Origin of the sequence: Selenomonas sp. F0473 (assembly GCF_000315545.1) — a bacterium.
In the GTDB taxonomy this organism is placed as follows: Bacteria; Bacillota; Negativicutes; order Selenomonadales; family Selenomonadaceae; genus Centipeda.
Genome location: NZ_JH992902.1, coordinates 1489043 through 1505362, shown reverse-complemented (window position 1 = coordinate 1505362; position 16320 = coordinate 1489043). Strand labels below are relative to the sequence as shown.

The window sequence follows — 16320 nt, the reverse complement described above, 5'->3', positions numbered from 1 at the left end:
TCCTTACAAATGACAAAAAATCAAAAAAGAATTTGCAAAGATATCAAAATATCCATTTTGCAAAAGACCTTTCGCGGCGACACTTTCATTAAAAAAAGAAAGTCTTTCATCAGAGTAGGCGGGGGATACTGCCGCCACATCTTCAGGACTTGGCAAATAGGCATCCGAAAAAACATATTCAGGAATTTTATAATCAGGCAAAGGATAGTACCATTCCAACTTCTGAAACCCCAATCCCAAAAGCATTTTTTCTAATTCAGCCTTGCCAAAAGTTCGTATCCCGCGGTTGTTCGGATAGTTTTCTATGCTGTCAAAAAGGCGTCCCGTATGATCCTCTACTGCTCCGGACCAATATTTAAGGCCATACTGATTTTCTATTGCAATAATCAATATACCGTGTTCTCTTAAATAGTTTTTGCATTGCCTTAGAAAAGAAACGTATGGCTCTTCCCCTTCCGTAAATTTCCCCGCATATTCCAAAACGCCGATTAATGTAACATAATCGAATTTATCACAAAAATCCATATCGTTCAGATTGCCTACATGAATTTTTAGGTGTTCATTATTGTAATATCGACAAGCGGCAATCGACGCACGACGTTTTGACAGTTCTACACACTGAACATCATCTATTTTATCTAGAAATACGCCTGTCATTCCACCGCATCCTGAGCCAATTTCCAATAAGGATGCATCTTTTGCAAAAGGGTACCATTCCAAAAGATTTCTACGCATCGGTGTTAAATGATAGAATACAGCCCACCGATCATCCTTTTGCAAAATTTCACCTATTGAGATCTCTTGTTGAACAAATTGCAGAAGATCATCTTCTACACTGCCGTCACTATACTTATCTACTCCTTCATATTTTGTTAAGTCTAACCGTTTCATATATTGCTCTTCAGTGATCACCTGTATATTCATCTCCTCGCCTGCGCCAACAATTCCTCTCTCCACCAATCATCGATATTTTCTACTTCAAAAAGATACCTTCTACGCAATTCCCTGATAACCGCTTTCCTCTTCGTTTGATTCCACCAAGTTAAAACATCATTATGGATCTTATTTATCAAGGCGGCTGCTTTTTTACTTTCATAAAGAACAACATCCACAGATTCTAATTTCCGTATATACGGCAGCGCTTCCGGACGAAACTGCGCATCGTCTTTGTTTAACAGAAAAATAAAAGGCTTGTCGAGATATAACGCTTCCATCCATGTCGTTGATAAATGATCACAAACCATAAGTTTACATATAGCCAAGGCCTCCGCAAAGGAAGAATTTCTTTTCGCTATATCAACGACAGCATAATTATCCGATATCTGTTCAGCCCCCGAAAACCGTATATCCGGAAATCTATCGGCAATCTTTCGTTCAATATGCCATCCTGAATCCACATAATACTCCCGCACACTCATTTCATTTCGGGCTTGACTAGATAACGCCTCAAAGAATTCTATTTGCTTTTGTATATATCTTTCCTTTTTTTTATCGACCTCTCCGCATTCATCATAGCGTGGATAGGCAAGGACTGTGGTTCCTACGAATAAAATATTTTCTTCCCTTAACGCCATCCCATGATAATAGTAAAACTTATACGAAGGACCATTTGCTATTTCACATTCCGATGAAAAAATCTGCTTTTTACCCGATCCCCAAAAATAGAAAACATCATAAAAAAACTCTGGGTGATCAAATATCCCGGAATTAATTTCATGGTCGCCACCATGTTGAAATCCTAAAAGCCTTATCCCTCTTTCCTGTGCCAAAAACGAACAAATTGCATACCGAGAACACGATAAGGCGCCTGTCGTAGAAAATATCGTTTTCAACCTCGGATGTGCATGGAGAAACGACATACTTGCCGCATAATGACTTCGATACTCTTCAAAGTATGTCTTTGGCAATACGCGTATCAAAAGATCCGCCGCTAGCGGTAATAACACAGAGGTATTTATTAAGTACTTGCTAAATCGATTACGTGCGGCTTCATCTATTTCCGTAACATCTTGATCTTCTTGTATACTAAATGGCTGGATCTTACCTTTTGATTGTAAAATCCAATTGCTAGTTGTCGTATTTGGAAGATCGACGCCATAGTAAAGCACTTCGGCGGTTCTTGATAAAAAATGCGTGTATCCATGTACTTTTAGTTTATTTATATTAACATGAGAAATTTTTCTATAGGCTCGCCCAAATTCACATAAAATACGGTCTATACCTGTCCTTTTTTCATGACAGGAACTATCCAATACATTTTTTTCCACATTGCGTTCTTCACGGTCAACAAAACAAACTTCAACATCATAATACTTATGTGCCAAATATGTATAGAGCCAAAAATGGTATTCTTCTTCCCACAAAGACTCTGCTCCTTTAGATGGGAATATCCTAATATTTTGAAATTGTTTCTTGCTGTAGGTGTAAAATGTATAATTTGGATACTGCTTTTTTAACATTTCGAGCTGCATAATTTTTACTTGAATATCCGATACAGCATAAGTAAGCCACCGATACAGCACTTTCTCCCAACAAGATCCGCTTTGGTCTATTCTGCTATACTGGTTGATATATTCTCCAAGGCTCTCCGCTATTTCCTTTATCTGATCTTTAAACTGTAAACTTTGACAATCTGGATATTCGACCGTACACATCTCGTATTGTGTGGTATAGAGTTCTTCTTTATCTAGTTGCTCCGCGTAAACTTGGTTAAGAAAGACCATTTTCTGCGTGAGATCCCAATATTTCTTTTCAATTGTTAATGGCAGAAAAAGTCTCTTCTCTTCCACGCGATCACTCCTACTCTTGATTGATAAACCCTATGTCGCTTTGGTATAGATTAGGCTCATCATATTCCCCCAAAACGGCGGCGCCGAAAAATCAATTTTCTCTCCACATTGTTTTTTTCGAATCGCCTCCGCCATACACAGGATATCATTCTCCACATCTGCATAAGGTGTTTCCGTATAGAAATAACGTTCACCTACCTTACGCAGCCCCAACTCGCTCAAAAAACTTGTCAGAAGCCGTTCTGAAAAGCCCATAAAATCCGCCCCCGTTACAGGTTGTGTAAAATTCTTTCCAAATAGTTCAAACCCCACCGACTCCATATTGGGCTGCGCCGTAATGAACAAATGTCCCCCTCCCGCAGACGAAGATAGTTTATCCGTTAAAAGTTCTGCCGCTTTTTTCAAATATACTTTAGGCTGCGGTACATATTGCAATACGCCACGAAAAATAATCAAATCGAATCGGTCTTCGCCAAAGTCCAAGTCGGGGAAACACCCATATCTTACATTATGAGATTTAGCCGCCTGTTCTGCAGCTTCCTTACCATACTCCACTCCACGTGTGCTATAACCGTTCTTTTCATATAGCGAAAGAAACGCTCCATCGCTACATCCGATATCAAGCACAGTTCCTTTCGAAACATATAACTGGGAAAATGCATAATCGATATTATACATTTTCCGCCTTTTGGCAACATCACCTTTATCATACGCATGCACACGAGATAGATAGTCCGCCCAATATTTAGACAGTCCATTTTGATTTAATCTGCGTCTTGCATATACGACCCCGCAGGAGCTGCATCTAACAACATCACACCCCATATTGTCTGTATATAAAAATTCAGATTGCCCTGCATCTACACCGTCCCAAGGACATGCAGTAAGGATATCAAAATCATTTTCTCCTAAATGTTCCATATAACTTCCCCCTCTGTATGAGAGACCTGCACTCCGTGTACGGAGTCTTTATGAGCGTCCTGTTTTTATATGCTTTTCTCGTCCTGTTCTGCCAACAATCCATTTTCCTGCAGTTTTTCCACAATTGGTATGAGCTGTTTGATTGGTACACCGATGATATTACTGATATCGATGAGATCATTTTTCCCGTCCGCATAGGCAATAAGATCCGTCATTGTACGTATATCGTCATAGCTCCCTTTTTGACTCACAGTCGGATATAATCCACGCTTTCCAAGCTGAGGTTCGCAAAGACATTGTACCTTATATTTCATATTATGTTCCAATGCCTCAATACACTGTTGGTAAACCTCATAAGCTCCCGATAAGCCGGTGGGAGAAATCAACTTCATATCGTCTTTTGATGTGTGATATTCGGGATATTCTCCGTATTTTGTCCGACAAATCGCACAAACCGGCAGGTCGATCCCCGGTGCATTATATTGCCGCTCATCCGAGCCTCGCTGAAGAAAAGAATACCTCTTATACTGCGGATAAAAAAAATGCAGGACATTCTCTGCCGTTTTATCTGCGAGCGTATCCCCATAGCGTGAAGCTACGTAGGAAAATGTCCGATCATCTCCCACACATGAGACGTTAAACCCTGCATCTACATTCTGCTGAAGTTCACGCAAATGTTGGCTTAGATATACGATAGCCCCGATCGTCTCGGGAATAAAAATGAACCGATACGTATATCTTCTCTGCTTCAAAGACTGCAGCCATGCCGCGAGAAAAATTGTCACTGCAGGACCGGAAAGTTCATTGTTTGCCATAGATGGGTGGCAGATATACGTTGATAAAAAGATTTCCTTTTTGCTTTCTCCCGGGAAAATAATTTCCCCGTATGTTAAACTCCCTGGAAAGAGCTCGCTGTCTATGTAAATATGATACATTCCTTCCGCAAGAGAGTTTTTCTGTTCTTCCGACATACAAAAACCGTAACGTTCTTTGTAATAGGAAGTAACGTAAGGTATTACATCCGGCTGCTCAGGCTGTGTATATAGAATTTGTTTTAATTCTTTCAGAGACACTATTTTGTCTACGGGTGTTGAGTAACCAACGACATGTAGATTATTTTTTTTAAAATCTATAATCTTCCTGCCGCTTGCATCTTTTATCCAAGCATCTCTTATTCGCCATTCCTTTGGCACGGTCCAGTCAAATACCTGCTTTCCTGTGGGAACTTCATGGATCTGCAATGCAGCACAAACATCCCGCAGAATCGCGAGTGTCTGCCTCACGCCATCACCTGTAATGCTGCGGCAAATTGGATATAATTTCTCACATAGATCATACATCTTCTGTCCGACTGATTCCATATCTATAAGGCCCCTTCTTCTCCCACACTCTTTCAATTTCGATAAACACACCATATCGCGGTACTCTACCTTCTCGTAACCTTAAGTACTCCGCATCTAAATGTTATATCATAGCCGGTGTATAAAGCTTCCATCATAGAATCACAGCTGTCCCATTCTCAAATTTTACTTTAAAATCACATCCTGCCAATGTGCTGACACGATGTGCTATCGCAATGATGGTAAGCTGCCCCTTGAACTTCAATATCGTATCCGTGATGCTCTTCTCTGTCTCCGTATCAAGAGCTGAAGTTGCTTCATCAAGAATTAAAATAGCCGGCTGTTGATAAAGGGCCCGTGCGATACCAATCCGCTGCCGCTGTCCGCCGGAAAGCTTAACGCCTCGTTCACCGACCATCGTATATGCACCTTTGGGCTGTGTATTCACAAATGTATCCAATTCAGCCATAGCCAGGGCCTTCTCAACGCGTGCATCATCAATCGCCTCCGGAGATTCGCCGAGCGCCACATTTTCGCGTACAGAGGCATCGATCAAATAGATGCTCTGTGGAACATAGGCAATATTTGCCTGCCATGCGCGGAGTTCCTTGCGAATATCCACACCGTCGACAGTAATCATTCCACGCGTAGGGTTAAAAAGTCCTAGAAGGATATCGACAAAAGTCGTTTTTCCCGCGCCTGAAGGACCTACAACACCTATAAAACTCCCTTTCGGAATGGAAAAGCAAACATCAGAAAGAACCTCTTCCTCTCTCCCCGGATAACAAAAACCAAGGTGCTCAACATGTATCTCATCTGTAAAAGGAAGCGGAGGCGGCATATCGGCGAGTTGAAGTGTGCGCCGGTGATATTTCCGAGATTTTATGGCGATAAGCTCACGATATAATTCATCAAATAATGGAATTTGGAATTTTATCCCATTTGAGATACTAACAATACGGTTCGCACTTGGCATGAGTCGAAATGCCGCAAGGGCAAGGACGCCAAGAAGCGGTACAATGTCCATTGGCTCATTGCCAACGGCAAGCTTTCCGATGATAAGAAACAGCAACGCACATACGACCAAGGTCTCAATGATCATACGCGGAAGCTGATTCAAAAAAAGGAAATGCAGGTTCGCCGCACCGAATTTTTCGTAGTTCTGTTCAAATTCCTGCAAAAAGAACGTTTCTTTTCGCATCACCTTTGTTTCCTTGATTGCCCCTAACCCTTGATTGACAGCCTGAATATATGCCACTGCATAGTCATTCTGCACATGTCCGGCTGCATCGATACTGCGCCGAAAAGACCGGAGTAATGCATAGATTGCCCCCCCTATAATCCCGGCAACTATAATGGCCGTGAAGGGATCTGCTGCAACCAACATGATCCAGATGGTGATTGCTGTAATTAATTCTGTTAAGAGCTGAAAGGTTGGAATTAAAATGCCAGAAAACACTGTGGAAGCGCCGCTGCTCACATTTCTCAGCAGTGTCGCAGTATTATGATTCAAATGGAAGAGATATGGTTTTGCAAGATAGTTTGCCATCAACTCTTTTGAGAATTGAATCTGATTGGAAAGTGCAAATTTGATCTGCAGGCGCATCTGCCATGCGAGATAGATATTTTTTAAGATATAGAGGATAATGAGCAGAATTGCGAGCCCAATGATGAGTTCCGTATGTGTATAAATGCCTAATTTCCCCGCGTAAACTGCAATGTCTTGATGCCGAAGGAGAAAGTCCGGCTGTCCCATCAGAGAGATGAGCGGCAGGATCGCGCCGATACCGACGGCTTCCAGTATAGCACCAAACACCATCACCGCCACAAGGAATGCGCAATAGCGCAGCTCCTGCGGCGTAAAGATGGAGAAAATCTTAAGCAGCAATTTCATATAGAAAAAGACTCCCTATTGTAGAATATGGGGTCACACAAAAACAACTTTATAAATAGTATAGGCGCACGCATATATCCTGTCAACAAAAGACCAGTCCCTCACAAAAATCGATGTTGACAGTCTTATCGCTCGGCGCGACGGGAATGCGTGAGAAAATCCTGATATGCTGATCTAATGCCGTCCTCCAGCTCAGTATTATAACGCCACCCGAGTTTTTCCGCCTTGGAGACGTCAAGCAGTTTCCGCGGCGTGCCGTTCGGCTTCGTCGTATCCCAAAGGATCTCGCCCGTATAACCGACGACAGATGCAACGGTCTCCGCTAGTTCCCGAATCGAAAGCTCTTTCCCCGTCCCGGCGTTGACAGTCTCATCGCCGCTGTAGTTGTTCATGAGGAATACGCAGAGGTTCGCAAGATCGTCCACGTAGAGGAACTCGCGCAGCGGCGATCCGTCTCCCCAACAGGTAACGGAGGGCGCGCCGGCTTCCTTCGCCTCATGAAAGCGACGTATGAACGCGGGCAGGACATGGCTGTGCTCCGGATGGTAGTTATCGTTCGGCCCATAGAGATTCGTCGGCATCACCGAGATGTAATCCGTTCTGTATTGTCGATTCAGATAGGAGCAATACTTGAGCCCCGAAATCTTTGCCAGCGCGTACGCCTCATTCGTCTCCTCGAGCGCCGAGGTCAACAGGCAGTCTTCCTTCATCGGCTGCGGCGCCATACGCGGATAGATACAGGACGATCCGAGGAATTCCAACTTCTTGCAGCCGTTCCTCCATGCCGCATGAATCACATTCATCTCAACCATCATGTTGATATACATGAAGTCCGCCGGTGCCGTACTGTTTGCGCCAATCCCGCCGACTTTTGCCGCGGCGAGAAAAACATATTCCGGTCTCTCTGTAGCGAAGAATCGCTCGACCGCATCCTGTCGGCAAAGATCAAGCGCATCATGCGGCCGCGTTACGATATTGGAATACTCCTGCCGCCGGAGTTCACGGCAGATCGCGGAGCCCACCATACCGCGATGCCCGGCAACGTAGATCTTCGCATTCTGTTCCATCATTGTACTGTTCCTCTGTCCTCTTCCGGCCACTTGATCTTGTCCGCATTCGATATATCCGTTCCGATTTGGACTTCGATCACTACCATACGTTCCTTGGCACAGATTTTATGCTTCATCCCGATGGGGATATGAATAACGTCTCCCGGAACAACGGGGTGCTCTTTGCCGTCCAGCAATACTGTACCGCGGCCGCTGACGACGGTCCAGATCTCCCTCCGGTATGCGTGGCTGTGATAATTCATCCCATGCCCTTTGTTGAGGGTCACCTTGATTGTGAGGCTGTCTTCTTCAACATCGATCACGCGGAAGCCCCCCCATGATTTCTCAGCGAACATGACGGGTCCCGTGATCTGCTCAACATAAGGCTTCATTCGGCTTGACGCGGTCTTATCCGCAACGAGGAGGCCTTCGGGACTTGCCGCGACGATCAGATCCTGCGTCCCCATGAGGAGAATGGGCACATCCATCTCATTGACGACATGTGTATTTCGGCAGCCGTCGTCCATGGTGACGGCTCCGAGGGTCGGCTCTTCCATAATCTCCGTCAGCGTATTCCATGTGCCGAGATCTTTCCACGCACCCGCATAACGGAAAACGGCAATATCTTTCTCCCGTTCAACCACCGCGTAATCAAAACTAATCTTTGTGCGGCCGGCATAATTCGAAAGCATCTCGTCATAGCGCGACGTTCCCAATAGATCCCGGCCGCGGTCAAGAACATAACCCAAACGATATGCAAATACACCGCTGTTCCACAGCGCTCCGCGAGCAATGTAACGCTCCGCCGCAGAGGCATCCGGCTTTTCTCGAAAGGAAACGACGGGACTCACGGAGGCTTTGTCCCGCGGCAGGATATAACCGTACTTCTCACTCGGATACGTCGGCTCAATCCCCATCAGCATGAGTGCAGCCGTACCGTCTGCCGCATACTCTGCCAATCTTTGTACCGACTGAAAGTAGTCCTCCTCAACATAAGGATCTACAGAGCAGACCGCGACCGCTTCATCGCGGCTAACGCCCTTCACATCATGTAAATAAGCGCTGGCAAGCGCAATCGCCGGGAATGTATCACGGCGGCACGGCTCGACACAGATATCGACCGTTTCGTCCAGTTGATTGCGCAGCGCGGAGACCTGTGCCTTCGATGTTGCCACAGTGATATCCGCCGTTGGAATCGCCCTTCGGATCTGTCCGCAGACCCGCTGTACCATCGAGAGCCGCGTGCCGTCCGCCTGTCGAAAAAACGGAATGAATTGTTTGGATCGAATATCGTTCGACAGCGGCCACAGGCGTTTCCCCGAACCGCCGGAAAGCAAGACGATATGCATCATACATCTCCTCAAACCGGTATTACAGTCTGTAACGCTCCATATCGGCACGCACCATCATCCGGATCAACGCCTCGAAAGACACCTTGCGTTTCCATCCGAGTTCTTTCTCCGCCTTTGTCGCATCGCCCCACAGAAGTTCAACTTCCGCCGGACGGAAATAGTGTGGATCCACATCGATCAGCAGACGCCCGGTCTTTCGATCATATCCTTTTTCCTCCAGACCCGAGCCGCGCCATTCAAGCTCAATATCTGCCGCACGGAACGCCAGCTCCGCAAACTCTCGCACTGTATGCGTCTCGTTGGTCGCGAGTACATAGTCGTCGGGATGTTCTTGCTGGAGCATCCGCCACATCCCTTCGACATAATCGCCGGCGAAGCCCCAATCACGTTTTGCCGAGAGATTCCCCAGCGATAGTTTCTCCTGTTTTCCCGCAAGAATCCTTGCAAGTGCCAGCGTAATCTTTCGCGTCACAAACGTTTCCCCACGGCGCGGAGACTCATGGTTAAAGAGAATCCCGTTGACCGCGAACATGCCGTACGATTCGCGGTAATTCTTTGTGATCCAGTAGCTATAGAGCTTTGCCGCGCCATAAGGCGACTTCGGATAAAACGGCGTTGTCTCACTCTGCGGCGCGGTCTCCGGAATCCCGCCAAAGAGCTCCGAGGTGGACGCCTGATAGAACCGTATCGACAGGTCGCTCTGACGTACTGCTTCAAGGAGGCGCATCGTCCCGACACCGGTTGCATCCGCCGTATACTCCGGAACCTCGAACGAAACGCCGACGTGGGACTGCGCGGCGAGATTATACACCTCGTCCGGCTGAACCTCTCGGATCAATGCATGCGCATTGCTCGAATCGGTTAGGTCTCCATAATGAAGGATGATACGGCCGTCATGCCGTTGATCTTCCAAAAGGTGATCTATGCGGTCTGTGCAGGGCGTACTATGCCGGCGTATGACACCGTGAATCTCATAGCCCTTTTCAAGCAGAAGTTCTGTGAGATACGATCCGTCCTGCCCCGTGATGCCTGTAATCAGTGCTTTTTTCATGATGTCCGTAAAATCCTTTCCCCCGGGATTATTCATACCTTCCGCACCAGCGGCAGATCTTGTTCTCACACGTATGTTTCTGCCATCGCAGTCGCGTATTGATCATTGTCCATAATGCTCTTGCGGGAAAAAACAGCCCTATGGCAATAAGGCATCTCTTGATTTTCCGTTTGATCGGGCTTGAATAGGCATCGTCAGGCGACTGAAACGGCAAACCAAGTTCTCGGTAAATACGATCATTTTCTTCCCAGCAGCCTTTCATATCCGAACTAATGCCCGATGCAGAGAAAAATACAACCATTTCATCACTGTAGCGAATCTTTACGGTCTTGTCATAATAACACTGCAAAAAGAACTTATAATCTGCGGCAATCCGATAATGCATATCAAAAGGGTATCGCAGAAGGAGTTCCCTACGGACAAACATCGCGGCATGCGGAACCATGCCGCCGCGGTACATTGCTTGGTCTCTGGCATATTTATTGGTATACGCACATTGGGTTTTAGCGTTATCATTAACCAACCATTCCTGCGCACATAAAATATCTACACCAGAATCAATAGATTGGACAATCCTAGAAATAGTATGTGTGCTTGTCAAAGCATCATCTGCTCCAATGATCTGGATATAATCCCCCGACGCCATACGGACGCCTTTGTTCAGTGCATCATAGAGGCCGTCGTCCAATTCGCTGATCCATTTAATACCGTAGGATTCATATTTCTCTATAATCTCTGCGGTACCATCCGTTGATTTCCCATCCACGATAATATACTCAATATTAGGATAATCCTGCTGAATAACGCTCGATATGGTTTGCTCTATAGTATTCGCCGCATTATATGATGCTGTAATAACAGTGATTTTTAGCAAATCTTCCAAAATACGTCCCCACCACCTCTTATTTTATAAAGTAAATGCGCCGTATCACAAAACGACTTATTTTTCTTGAGCATCATCTAGGTTTTCAAGTAACCAGTCGATTTCCTTTCTCTTTTTTTGGGGAGAGAATCTCTTCCCTACGATAAGTTCCCCTTGCTCTTTCATATATTGGACTTTCTGTCTATCTTCTAAAACTGCTTGTATTTTATCAACGATACAATCAATATCGGCATCATAATTCCACAATACACCGGTTATGCCATCCTCTACCATCTCCGGTACTCCGTCAACTCTACGAGCGCAGACTAACACATTATTGGCCATTGCTTCTAAAATAACGGTAGGAAAAGTATCATGATCGCTAGTTAATAGCAACACGTCCATGATAGGATAAATATTACAAAACAGCGTTTCTCTTTCTTGCTCCCCTAAGTATAAGAAATTTTCATCTATGTTCCGTTTGATGTATTTTACCCAGTTATTCTCCGCCTCTGCACCTATAATTAAACCAAAGTATCGATTGTTGTTTTTATTTAATGCTTTTACAATTCGTATAAACATATCTGGCCGCTTTATCTCAGAAATACTCCCGACGAAGCCTAAAACTACTGCTCCATCTGGAATATTATATCTTCTACGAATATTGCCGGCAGCCTCAAACTTTCCTTTTGAGGCAATATCGACTCCGTTATAAATAACATGAATTTTTTCTTTACTTGATATGACGGCTTGAATTGATCGTTTTCCGGCCTGCGACGGGACAATATAGGCATCAACATATGCATCAAATTTTTGGATAAACCTCAAATACATAGCGCGTGTAACGATATCATGAATATGCAGGACAACCCGAATCGACCGGTTTACCCACCTTCTATATAAACATAATAACAGCATATCCGGCGTATTATTCCCATAGAGAATCTCTATGTTTTTTTCTTTCACGTAATGATGTATATGAAGTAAATTTCTCAACGTATAATATGCCGCATAAAAGGGATGTTTCCGTACACTGATAAGACGCATATATTTACTTACTATAATAGCCTTGGGCGGCAACACTGATCCATAGGTTTCTTCAAGGGATTTTTGAGCAGCCGTATAGAGAAAAAACTCATGGAAATTATTATTTCGTAGATAATCCTGTAAAACGAATTCTGCCCCTCCACGCACATTGGTGCTTGCAACAATCAATACCCGTTTCAAAGCCCATTCCTTTCACCATTTTTCCAAAGGCCTACCCCAACATGAACACATATATTCGTTCTAAAAAAGTTAAAATACCTTTGCTAAAAAGTCATACTGCCCTCATTGCATTCGCTTCCTCAAGGATCTCTATAAATTTCTGTGCCGTGCGCTCCCATGAATACGCAGCTGCTTTTTCCCGTAGTTGTCGTTCGTCAAACGATTTTTTGGCAAACGTCCGCAGGCTTTTTGCAATGGTCTGCACGTCATAGGGATCGCAATACATAATGCTGTCTCCGTATACCTCATGAAATACAGGAATATCAGATACCAGAGTTTTTCTCCCTGCCGCCATCGCCTCGAGGGGGGGGAGGCCGAAGCCTTCGTACAGTGAGAGGAGCACAAGACCTTCCGATTGAACGATATACTGCTGCAAATCCGTGTCGGAGACATACCCTGTAAAGTGGATACGATCCTCAAATCCCTGCAGCAAATCCTCTATCCCATCCTCGCCCCCGATAAAGCCGTCCTTTTTCCCCACGAGGATCAAATCCTCCCGCAGGTCGATCGCCGCATCTTTATAGGCTAAAATCAACCGGCGCAGATTTTTATGCGGCTTGATATTTCCCACATAGATAAAATAGGGGCGTTCATGCATACGCTTTCCTGCTTTGATTTGGGACCATGACGCATCCGCAGCGTTATAGATGAGCCGCATTTGTTCCTCTTTGGCGCCGGTGTATTTTTCAACCTCACGCATCGTAAATTTGGAGACGCAGGTGATCCTCGCGCTTTTCTTCACAGCCATGCGATACATGAACTTGGCGTAAAGTTTTTTCGGCAGCGTATCGGCAATCCCCGGTACGGCCAGATGCGCCACATCGTGAATCGTAGACACTATTGTGCCGTTATAGAAAATAGGGACGTTAAAATGCGGCGACCAAAAGACTTCTATATTGCTTGGTGTTTTAAGCGGCAATTCCAGCTGTTCCCGAATGGAATAAATAGGTGCACGACAATCTATCATCGTCACGTTCTTTTTTTGCAGCACATCAATTTCGTGCAATTCCACAGCGTTGCCAAGCAGGAAAAAATTCCACTCGGGACGCGCCGGAACGATTCGTTGTAAAATATTCCTTAAAAACGTTCCAATCCCAGACGATCGAATCATTCTAGCATCTACCGCAATATACACAATAATACCCTTTTACTGTTAAAATATCTATACAAAACACTATTCATGGAAAATCTGCGCTGCGAACGACTGAAACGTCTTTTGAAAAATCGTTGATGTGAACTGTTCCGCATTTTCCCTGCAGGTTTTCGGGATAATCCTTTGCCCGGCCGCCTCAAACTGCTTTATGCCTGCACAAACGGAAGGTATATCTTGGCGATAAAAAAACACCCCGGTGGGATCCGCTGTTTCTAAACCGCGCACTGTTTCTAACGCCCCGCCCCGCCCGTAGGCAATGACCGGAGTGCCGCACGCCTGTGCCTCCACAGGAATAATGCCGAAATCCTCTTCGGCGGCAAATACAAACGCCTTTGCTTTCTGCATTTTATCGCGAAGGACTTCAAAGGGTTGGTATCCCAGCAGAGTGACGTTTGATCCTGCTTTTTTCTTGATTTTCCCGAATTCCGGTCCGTCGCCAATGACCACAAGCCGTTTCTCCGGCATCGCGGTGAACGCCTCGACGATGAGGTCCACGCGCTTGTACGGCACAAGACGCGACGCGGTCAGATAGAAATCCTCTTTTTGCTCACAGAGTGTATATGCGCCCACATCCACCGGCGGGTAGATCACCGTTGCTTCACGCCCGTATACTTTCTTAATGCGCTTTGCGATAAAACGGGAGTTGGCAATGAAATAATCCACCCCGTTTGCGGTACGGTAATCCCACATCCGCATGTAATGCAGGACTGCGCGTGCCAGCCAGCTCTTAAGACCGCGCCGCAAGCCTGCCTGTTCCAAATATTGATGCTGCAGATCCCATGCGTACCGCATCGGCGAATGGACATAGGAAATATGAATTTGATTCGGGCCGGTCAATATCCCCTTCGCGACGGCATGGGAGCTGGATATAACGAGATCGTATCCGCTGACGTCGAGCTGTTCGATCGCAATCGGCATAAAGGGAAGATAGCTGCGATACTTCGTTTTTGCAAAGGGCAGTTTTTGGATGAACGACGTGGTCGTCTTCTTATCAAGAATGAAATCACGCCGGTCGTTCGGGAGAAAATCCACGAGGCAAAACAGATCGGCCTCCGGATAGAGTTTTAGGATCTGTTCCAGAACCCGTTCCGCACCGGCATAAACGACAAGCCAATCACAGACGACTGCGACTTTCATAGACCCTTCCTTGCTTCGCTTCTACTTCTTTTCGGCAACACGCGGGCGATCGTCTCAGGAACAAAATCCGGCTCAATACGCGCCCTCTCTTCTACACACCACCTGCACGGTCTTAATGAGATAGACAAGATCCAGCCAAATGGACCAATTCCGCACGTACCACGAGTCCATCTGCACGCGTTCCTCATAGGTGGTATCGCTGCGCCCGCTGACCTGCCAGAGCCCGGTGATGCCGGGTGGAACGAGATAGTAGTCCGCGATGAGGTCGCCGTACTTCTCGATCTCTTTCTCAACGATGGGGCGCGGTCCGACAAGGCTCATCTCCCCGCGGATGACGTTGATGATCTGCGGGAGTTCGTCGAGACTCGTCCGCCGCAGGAAATGACCGATGCGCGTGATGCGCGGGTCGTCCTTCAGCTTAAAGTCCCGTTCCCACTCAGCGCGCGCTTCCGGGTTCTCGGCAAGATAGTGTTCGAGACGCGCCTCTGCATCCTTTACCATGGAGCGGAATTTATAGCAGGGGAACATGCGTCCGTTCTGCCCGACCCGGCGATGCGCAAAGAGCACATGTCCGGGATCGTCAAGGTAGATCATCACGGCAATGACCGCCATGATGGGGAACACAGCGACGAGCCCCAAAACGCCGCACACGAGATCAAAGGTGCGTTTCAGTCCGCGGTTGAACGCACTCCGCAGATTATTGTGTGTCTCCAGCAGGATGATCTTCTCGCTCACGAGGCTGATGGCTGTGAGCCGCCCCATCGCGATCCCGATGAGATTCGGCGCGACAATAACGCGGGTGACAAGCGGCTGAATACGGTTGATGAGCCGCACCTGCGCTTCCTGTTCCATGCCGGGCGCGGTGATGATCACGTCGCGCACTCCGGTAGTGCGAATGACACGTTCCGCATCGTCAAATCCGCCAAGGATCGGATACGTCGCCGCGATTTTATCGCTGACGGGATGGTCGTCCAGAAAGCCTACGATGTGGTAGTCAAATCCCGCGTCATATTCAAACGACCGCAGTACCCGCTCCGCCGTGAGCCCCGCTCCGATGAAGAGTACCGGCACGCGGAAAAGATGCAGCGAACGCACGCATTTGCGGTAGAGATAGCGCCCGCTCCAAAGGAAGAGCACCGCGAGAATCCCCGTTACGCCGACAAAGATACGCGAAACCACCTCGCTCACCTGCGCGAAATACATCAGCAGGATGATGATGAGCACCGCATAGACGCACGCCCAAAAGATCTTTTGCACCATGACCCAAAAGGGCATGTTGCGGCTGCGCGCCCCCATCGCATAGAGGAACCCGAGAAAGATAAAGGGAACGACGCCAAAGATATAAATGTCGGGGATATAAAAATGCGGATCGGCGATGGGCAGCCAATGCCGGCGCAGCTGATAGGAAAGGAGCTCCGCAGCCACCACGGCGGCATAGTCCACAAAGACAATGAGCAGCGGCAGGAGATAGGAAGCATAGCGTTCCCACAGCGACAGGCTAGCCAC

General features: G+C 46.6%; 13 protein-coding genes. All 13 read right to left on the bottom strand.

The features are described from left to right. Window positions 1-3 precede the first annotated feature (3 nt). The 13 genes from HMPREF9161_RS06950 to wbaP all read right to left on the bottom strand — a co-directional run bounded on the left by HMPREF9161_RS06950 (window position 4) and on the right by wbaP (window position 16320). Window positions 4-924, bottom strand: coding sequence for a bifunctional 2-polyprenyl-6-hydroxyphenol methylase/3-demethylubiquinol 3-O-methyltransferase UbiG (locus HMPREF9161_RS06950; protein WP_009728963.1), 921 nt, complete (start codon window positions 922-924; stop codon window positions 4-6). Continuing rightward, complete coding sequence (locus HMPREF9161_RS06945) at window positions 921-2789, bottom strand: LIC12162 family protein (protein WP_009728962.1); 1869 nt, start codon at window positions 2787-2789, stop codon at window positions 921-923. The genes HMPREF9161_RS06950 and HMPREF9161_RS06945 overlap by 4 nt, the downstream gene beginning before the upstream one ends. Before the next feature lie 30 nt (window positions 2790-2819). Then, window positions 2820-3710, bottom strand: coding sequence for a bifunctional 2-polyprenyl-6-hydroxyphenol methylase/3-demethylubiquinol 3-O-methyltransferase UbiG (locus HMPREF9161_RS09795; protein ID WP_084786797.1), 891 nt, complete (start codon window positions 3708-3710; stop codon window positions 2820-2822). A gap of 65 nt (window positions 3711-3775) precedes the next feature. Further along, entirely contained in the window at window positions 3776-5071 is a 1296-nt protein-coding gene (locus tag HMPREF9161_RS06930) for a DUF4910 domain-containing protein (RefSeq protein WP_009728960.1), read from the bottom strand. A 133-nt stretch (window positions 5072-5204) separates the two neighbouring features. Next, window positions 5205-6944: an ABC transporter ATP-binding protein gene (locus HMPREF9161_RS06925; protein WP_009728959.1), complete on the bottom strand. Its 1740-nt coding sequence runs from the start codon at window positions 6942-6944 to the stop codon at window positions 5205-5207. A 125-nt stretch (window positions 6945-7069) separates the two neighbouring features. Next, entirely contained in the window at window positions 7070-8014 is a 945-nt protein-coding gene (locus tag HMPREF9161_RS06920; RefSeq protein ID WP_009728958.1) for a GDP-L-fucose synthase, read from the bottom strand. Further along, window positions 8011-9342, bottom strand: coding sequence for a sugar phosphate nucleotidyltransferase (locus HMPREF9161_RS06915; protein ID WP_009728957.1), 1332 nt, complete (start codon window positions 9340-9342; stop codon window positions 8011-8013). The genes HMPREF9161_RS06920 and HMPREF9161_RS06915 overlap by 4 nt, the downstream gene beginning before the upstream one ends. A gap of 22 nt (window positions 9343-9364) precedes the next feature. Beyond that, window positions 9365-10396, bottom strand: a complete 1032-nt coding sequence (gmd, locus tag HMPREF9161_RS06910; RefSeq protein WP_037348847.1) for a GDP-mannose 4,6-dehydratase — start codon at window positions 10394-10396, stop codon at window positions 9365-9367. A 28-nt stretch (window positions 10397-10424) separates the two neighbouring features. Further along, window positions 10425-11279, bottom strand: coding sequence for a glycosyltransferase family 2 protein (locus HMPREF9161_RS06905; protein ID WP_009728955.1), 855 nt, complete (start codon window positions 11277-11279; stop codon window positions 10425-10427). 57 nt (window positions 11280-11336) lie between these two features. Beyond that, entirely contained in the window at window positions 11337-12485 is a 1149-nt protein-coding gene (locus HMPREF9161_RS09790; protein WP_009728954.1) for a glycosyltransferase family 4 protein, read from the bottom strand. Between the two features lie 91 nt (window positions 12486-12576). Then, window positions 12577-13635, bottom strand: coding sequence for a glycosyltransferase family 1 protein (locus HMPREF9161_RS06895; protein WP_037348846.1), 1059 nt, complete (start codon window positions 13633-13635; stop codon window positions 12577-12579). 63 nt (window positions 13636-13698) lie between these two features. Then, on the bottom strand, window positions 13699-14814 hold the full coding sequence (locus HMPREF9161_RS06890; RefSeq protein WP_009728952.1) for a glycosyltransferase family 4 protein: 1116 nt from the start codon (window positions 14812-14814) through the stop codon (window positions 13699-13701). A gap of 72 nt (window positions 14815-14886) precedes the next feature. Continuing rightward, window positions 14887-16320, bottom strand: coding sequence for an undecaprenyl-phosphate galactose phosphotransferase WbaP (wbaP, locus tag HMPREF9161_RS06885; RefSeq protein ID WP_009728951.1), 1434 nt, complete (start codon window positions 16318-16320; stop codon window positions 14887-14889).

Bases quoted from the DNA above. Each gene is read 5' to 3' on its own strand.
- HMPREF9161_RS06950 (WP_009728963.1), bottom strand. From the start codon at position 924: ATGAATATACAGGTGATCACTGAAGAGCAATATATGAAACGGTTAGAC.
- HMPREF9161_RS09795 (WP_084786797.1), bottom strand. From the start codon at position 3,710: ATGGAACATTTAGGAGAAAATGATTTTGATATCCTTACTGCATGTCCT.
- HMPREF9161_RS06930 (WP_009728960.1), bottom strand. From the start codon at position 5,071: ATGGAATCAGTCGGACAGAAGATGTATGATCTATGTGAGAAATTATAT.
- HMPREF9161_RS06925 (WP_009728959.1), bottom strand. From the start codon at position 6,944: ATGAAATTGCTGCTTAAGATTTTCTCCATCTTTACGCCGCAGGAGCTG.
- HMPREF9161_RS06920 (WP_009728958.1), bottom strand. From the start codon at position 8,014: ATGATGGAACAGAATGCGAAGATCTACGTTGCCGGGCATCGCGGTATG.
- HMPREF9161_RS06915 (WP_009728957.1), bottom strand. From the start codon at position 9,342: ATGCATATCGTCTTGCTTTCCGGCGGTTCGGGGAAACGCCTGTGGCCG.
- gmd (WP_037348847.1), bottom strand. From the start codon at position 10,396: ATGAAAAAAGCACTGATTACAGGCATCACGGGGCAGGACGGATCGTAT.
- HMPREF9161_RS06895 (WP_037348846.1), bottom strand. From the start codon at position 13,635: ATGATTCGATCGTCTGGGATTGGAACGTTTTTAAGGAATATTTTACAA.
- HMPREF9161_RS06890 (WP_009728952.1), bottom strand. From the start codon at position 14,814: ATGAAAGTCGCAGTCGTCTGTGATTGGCTTGTCGTTTATGCCGGTGCG.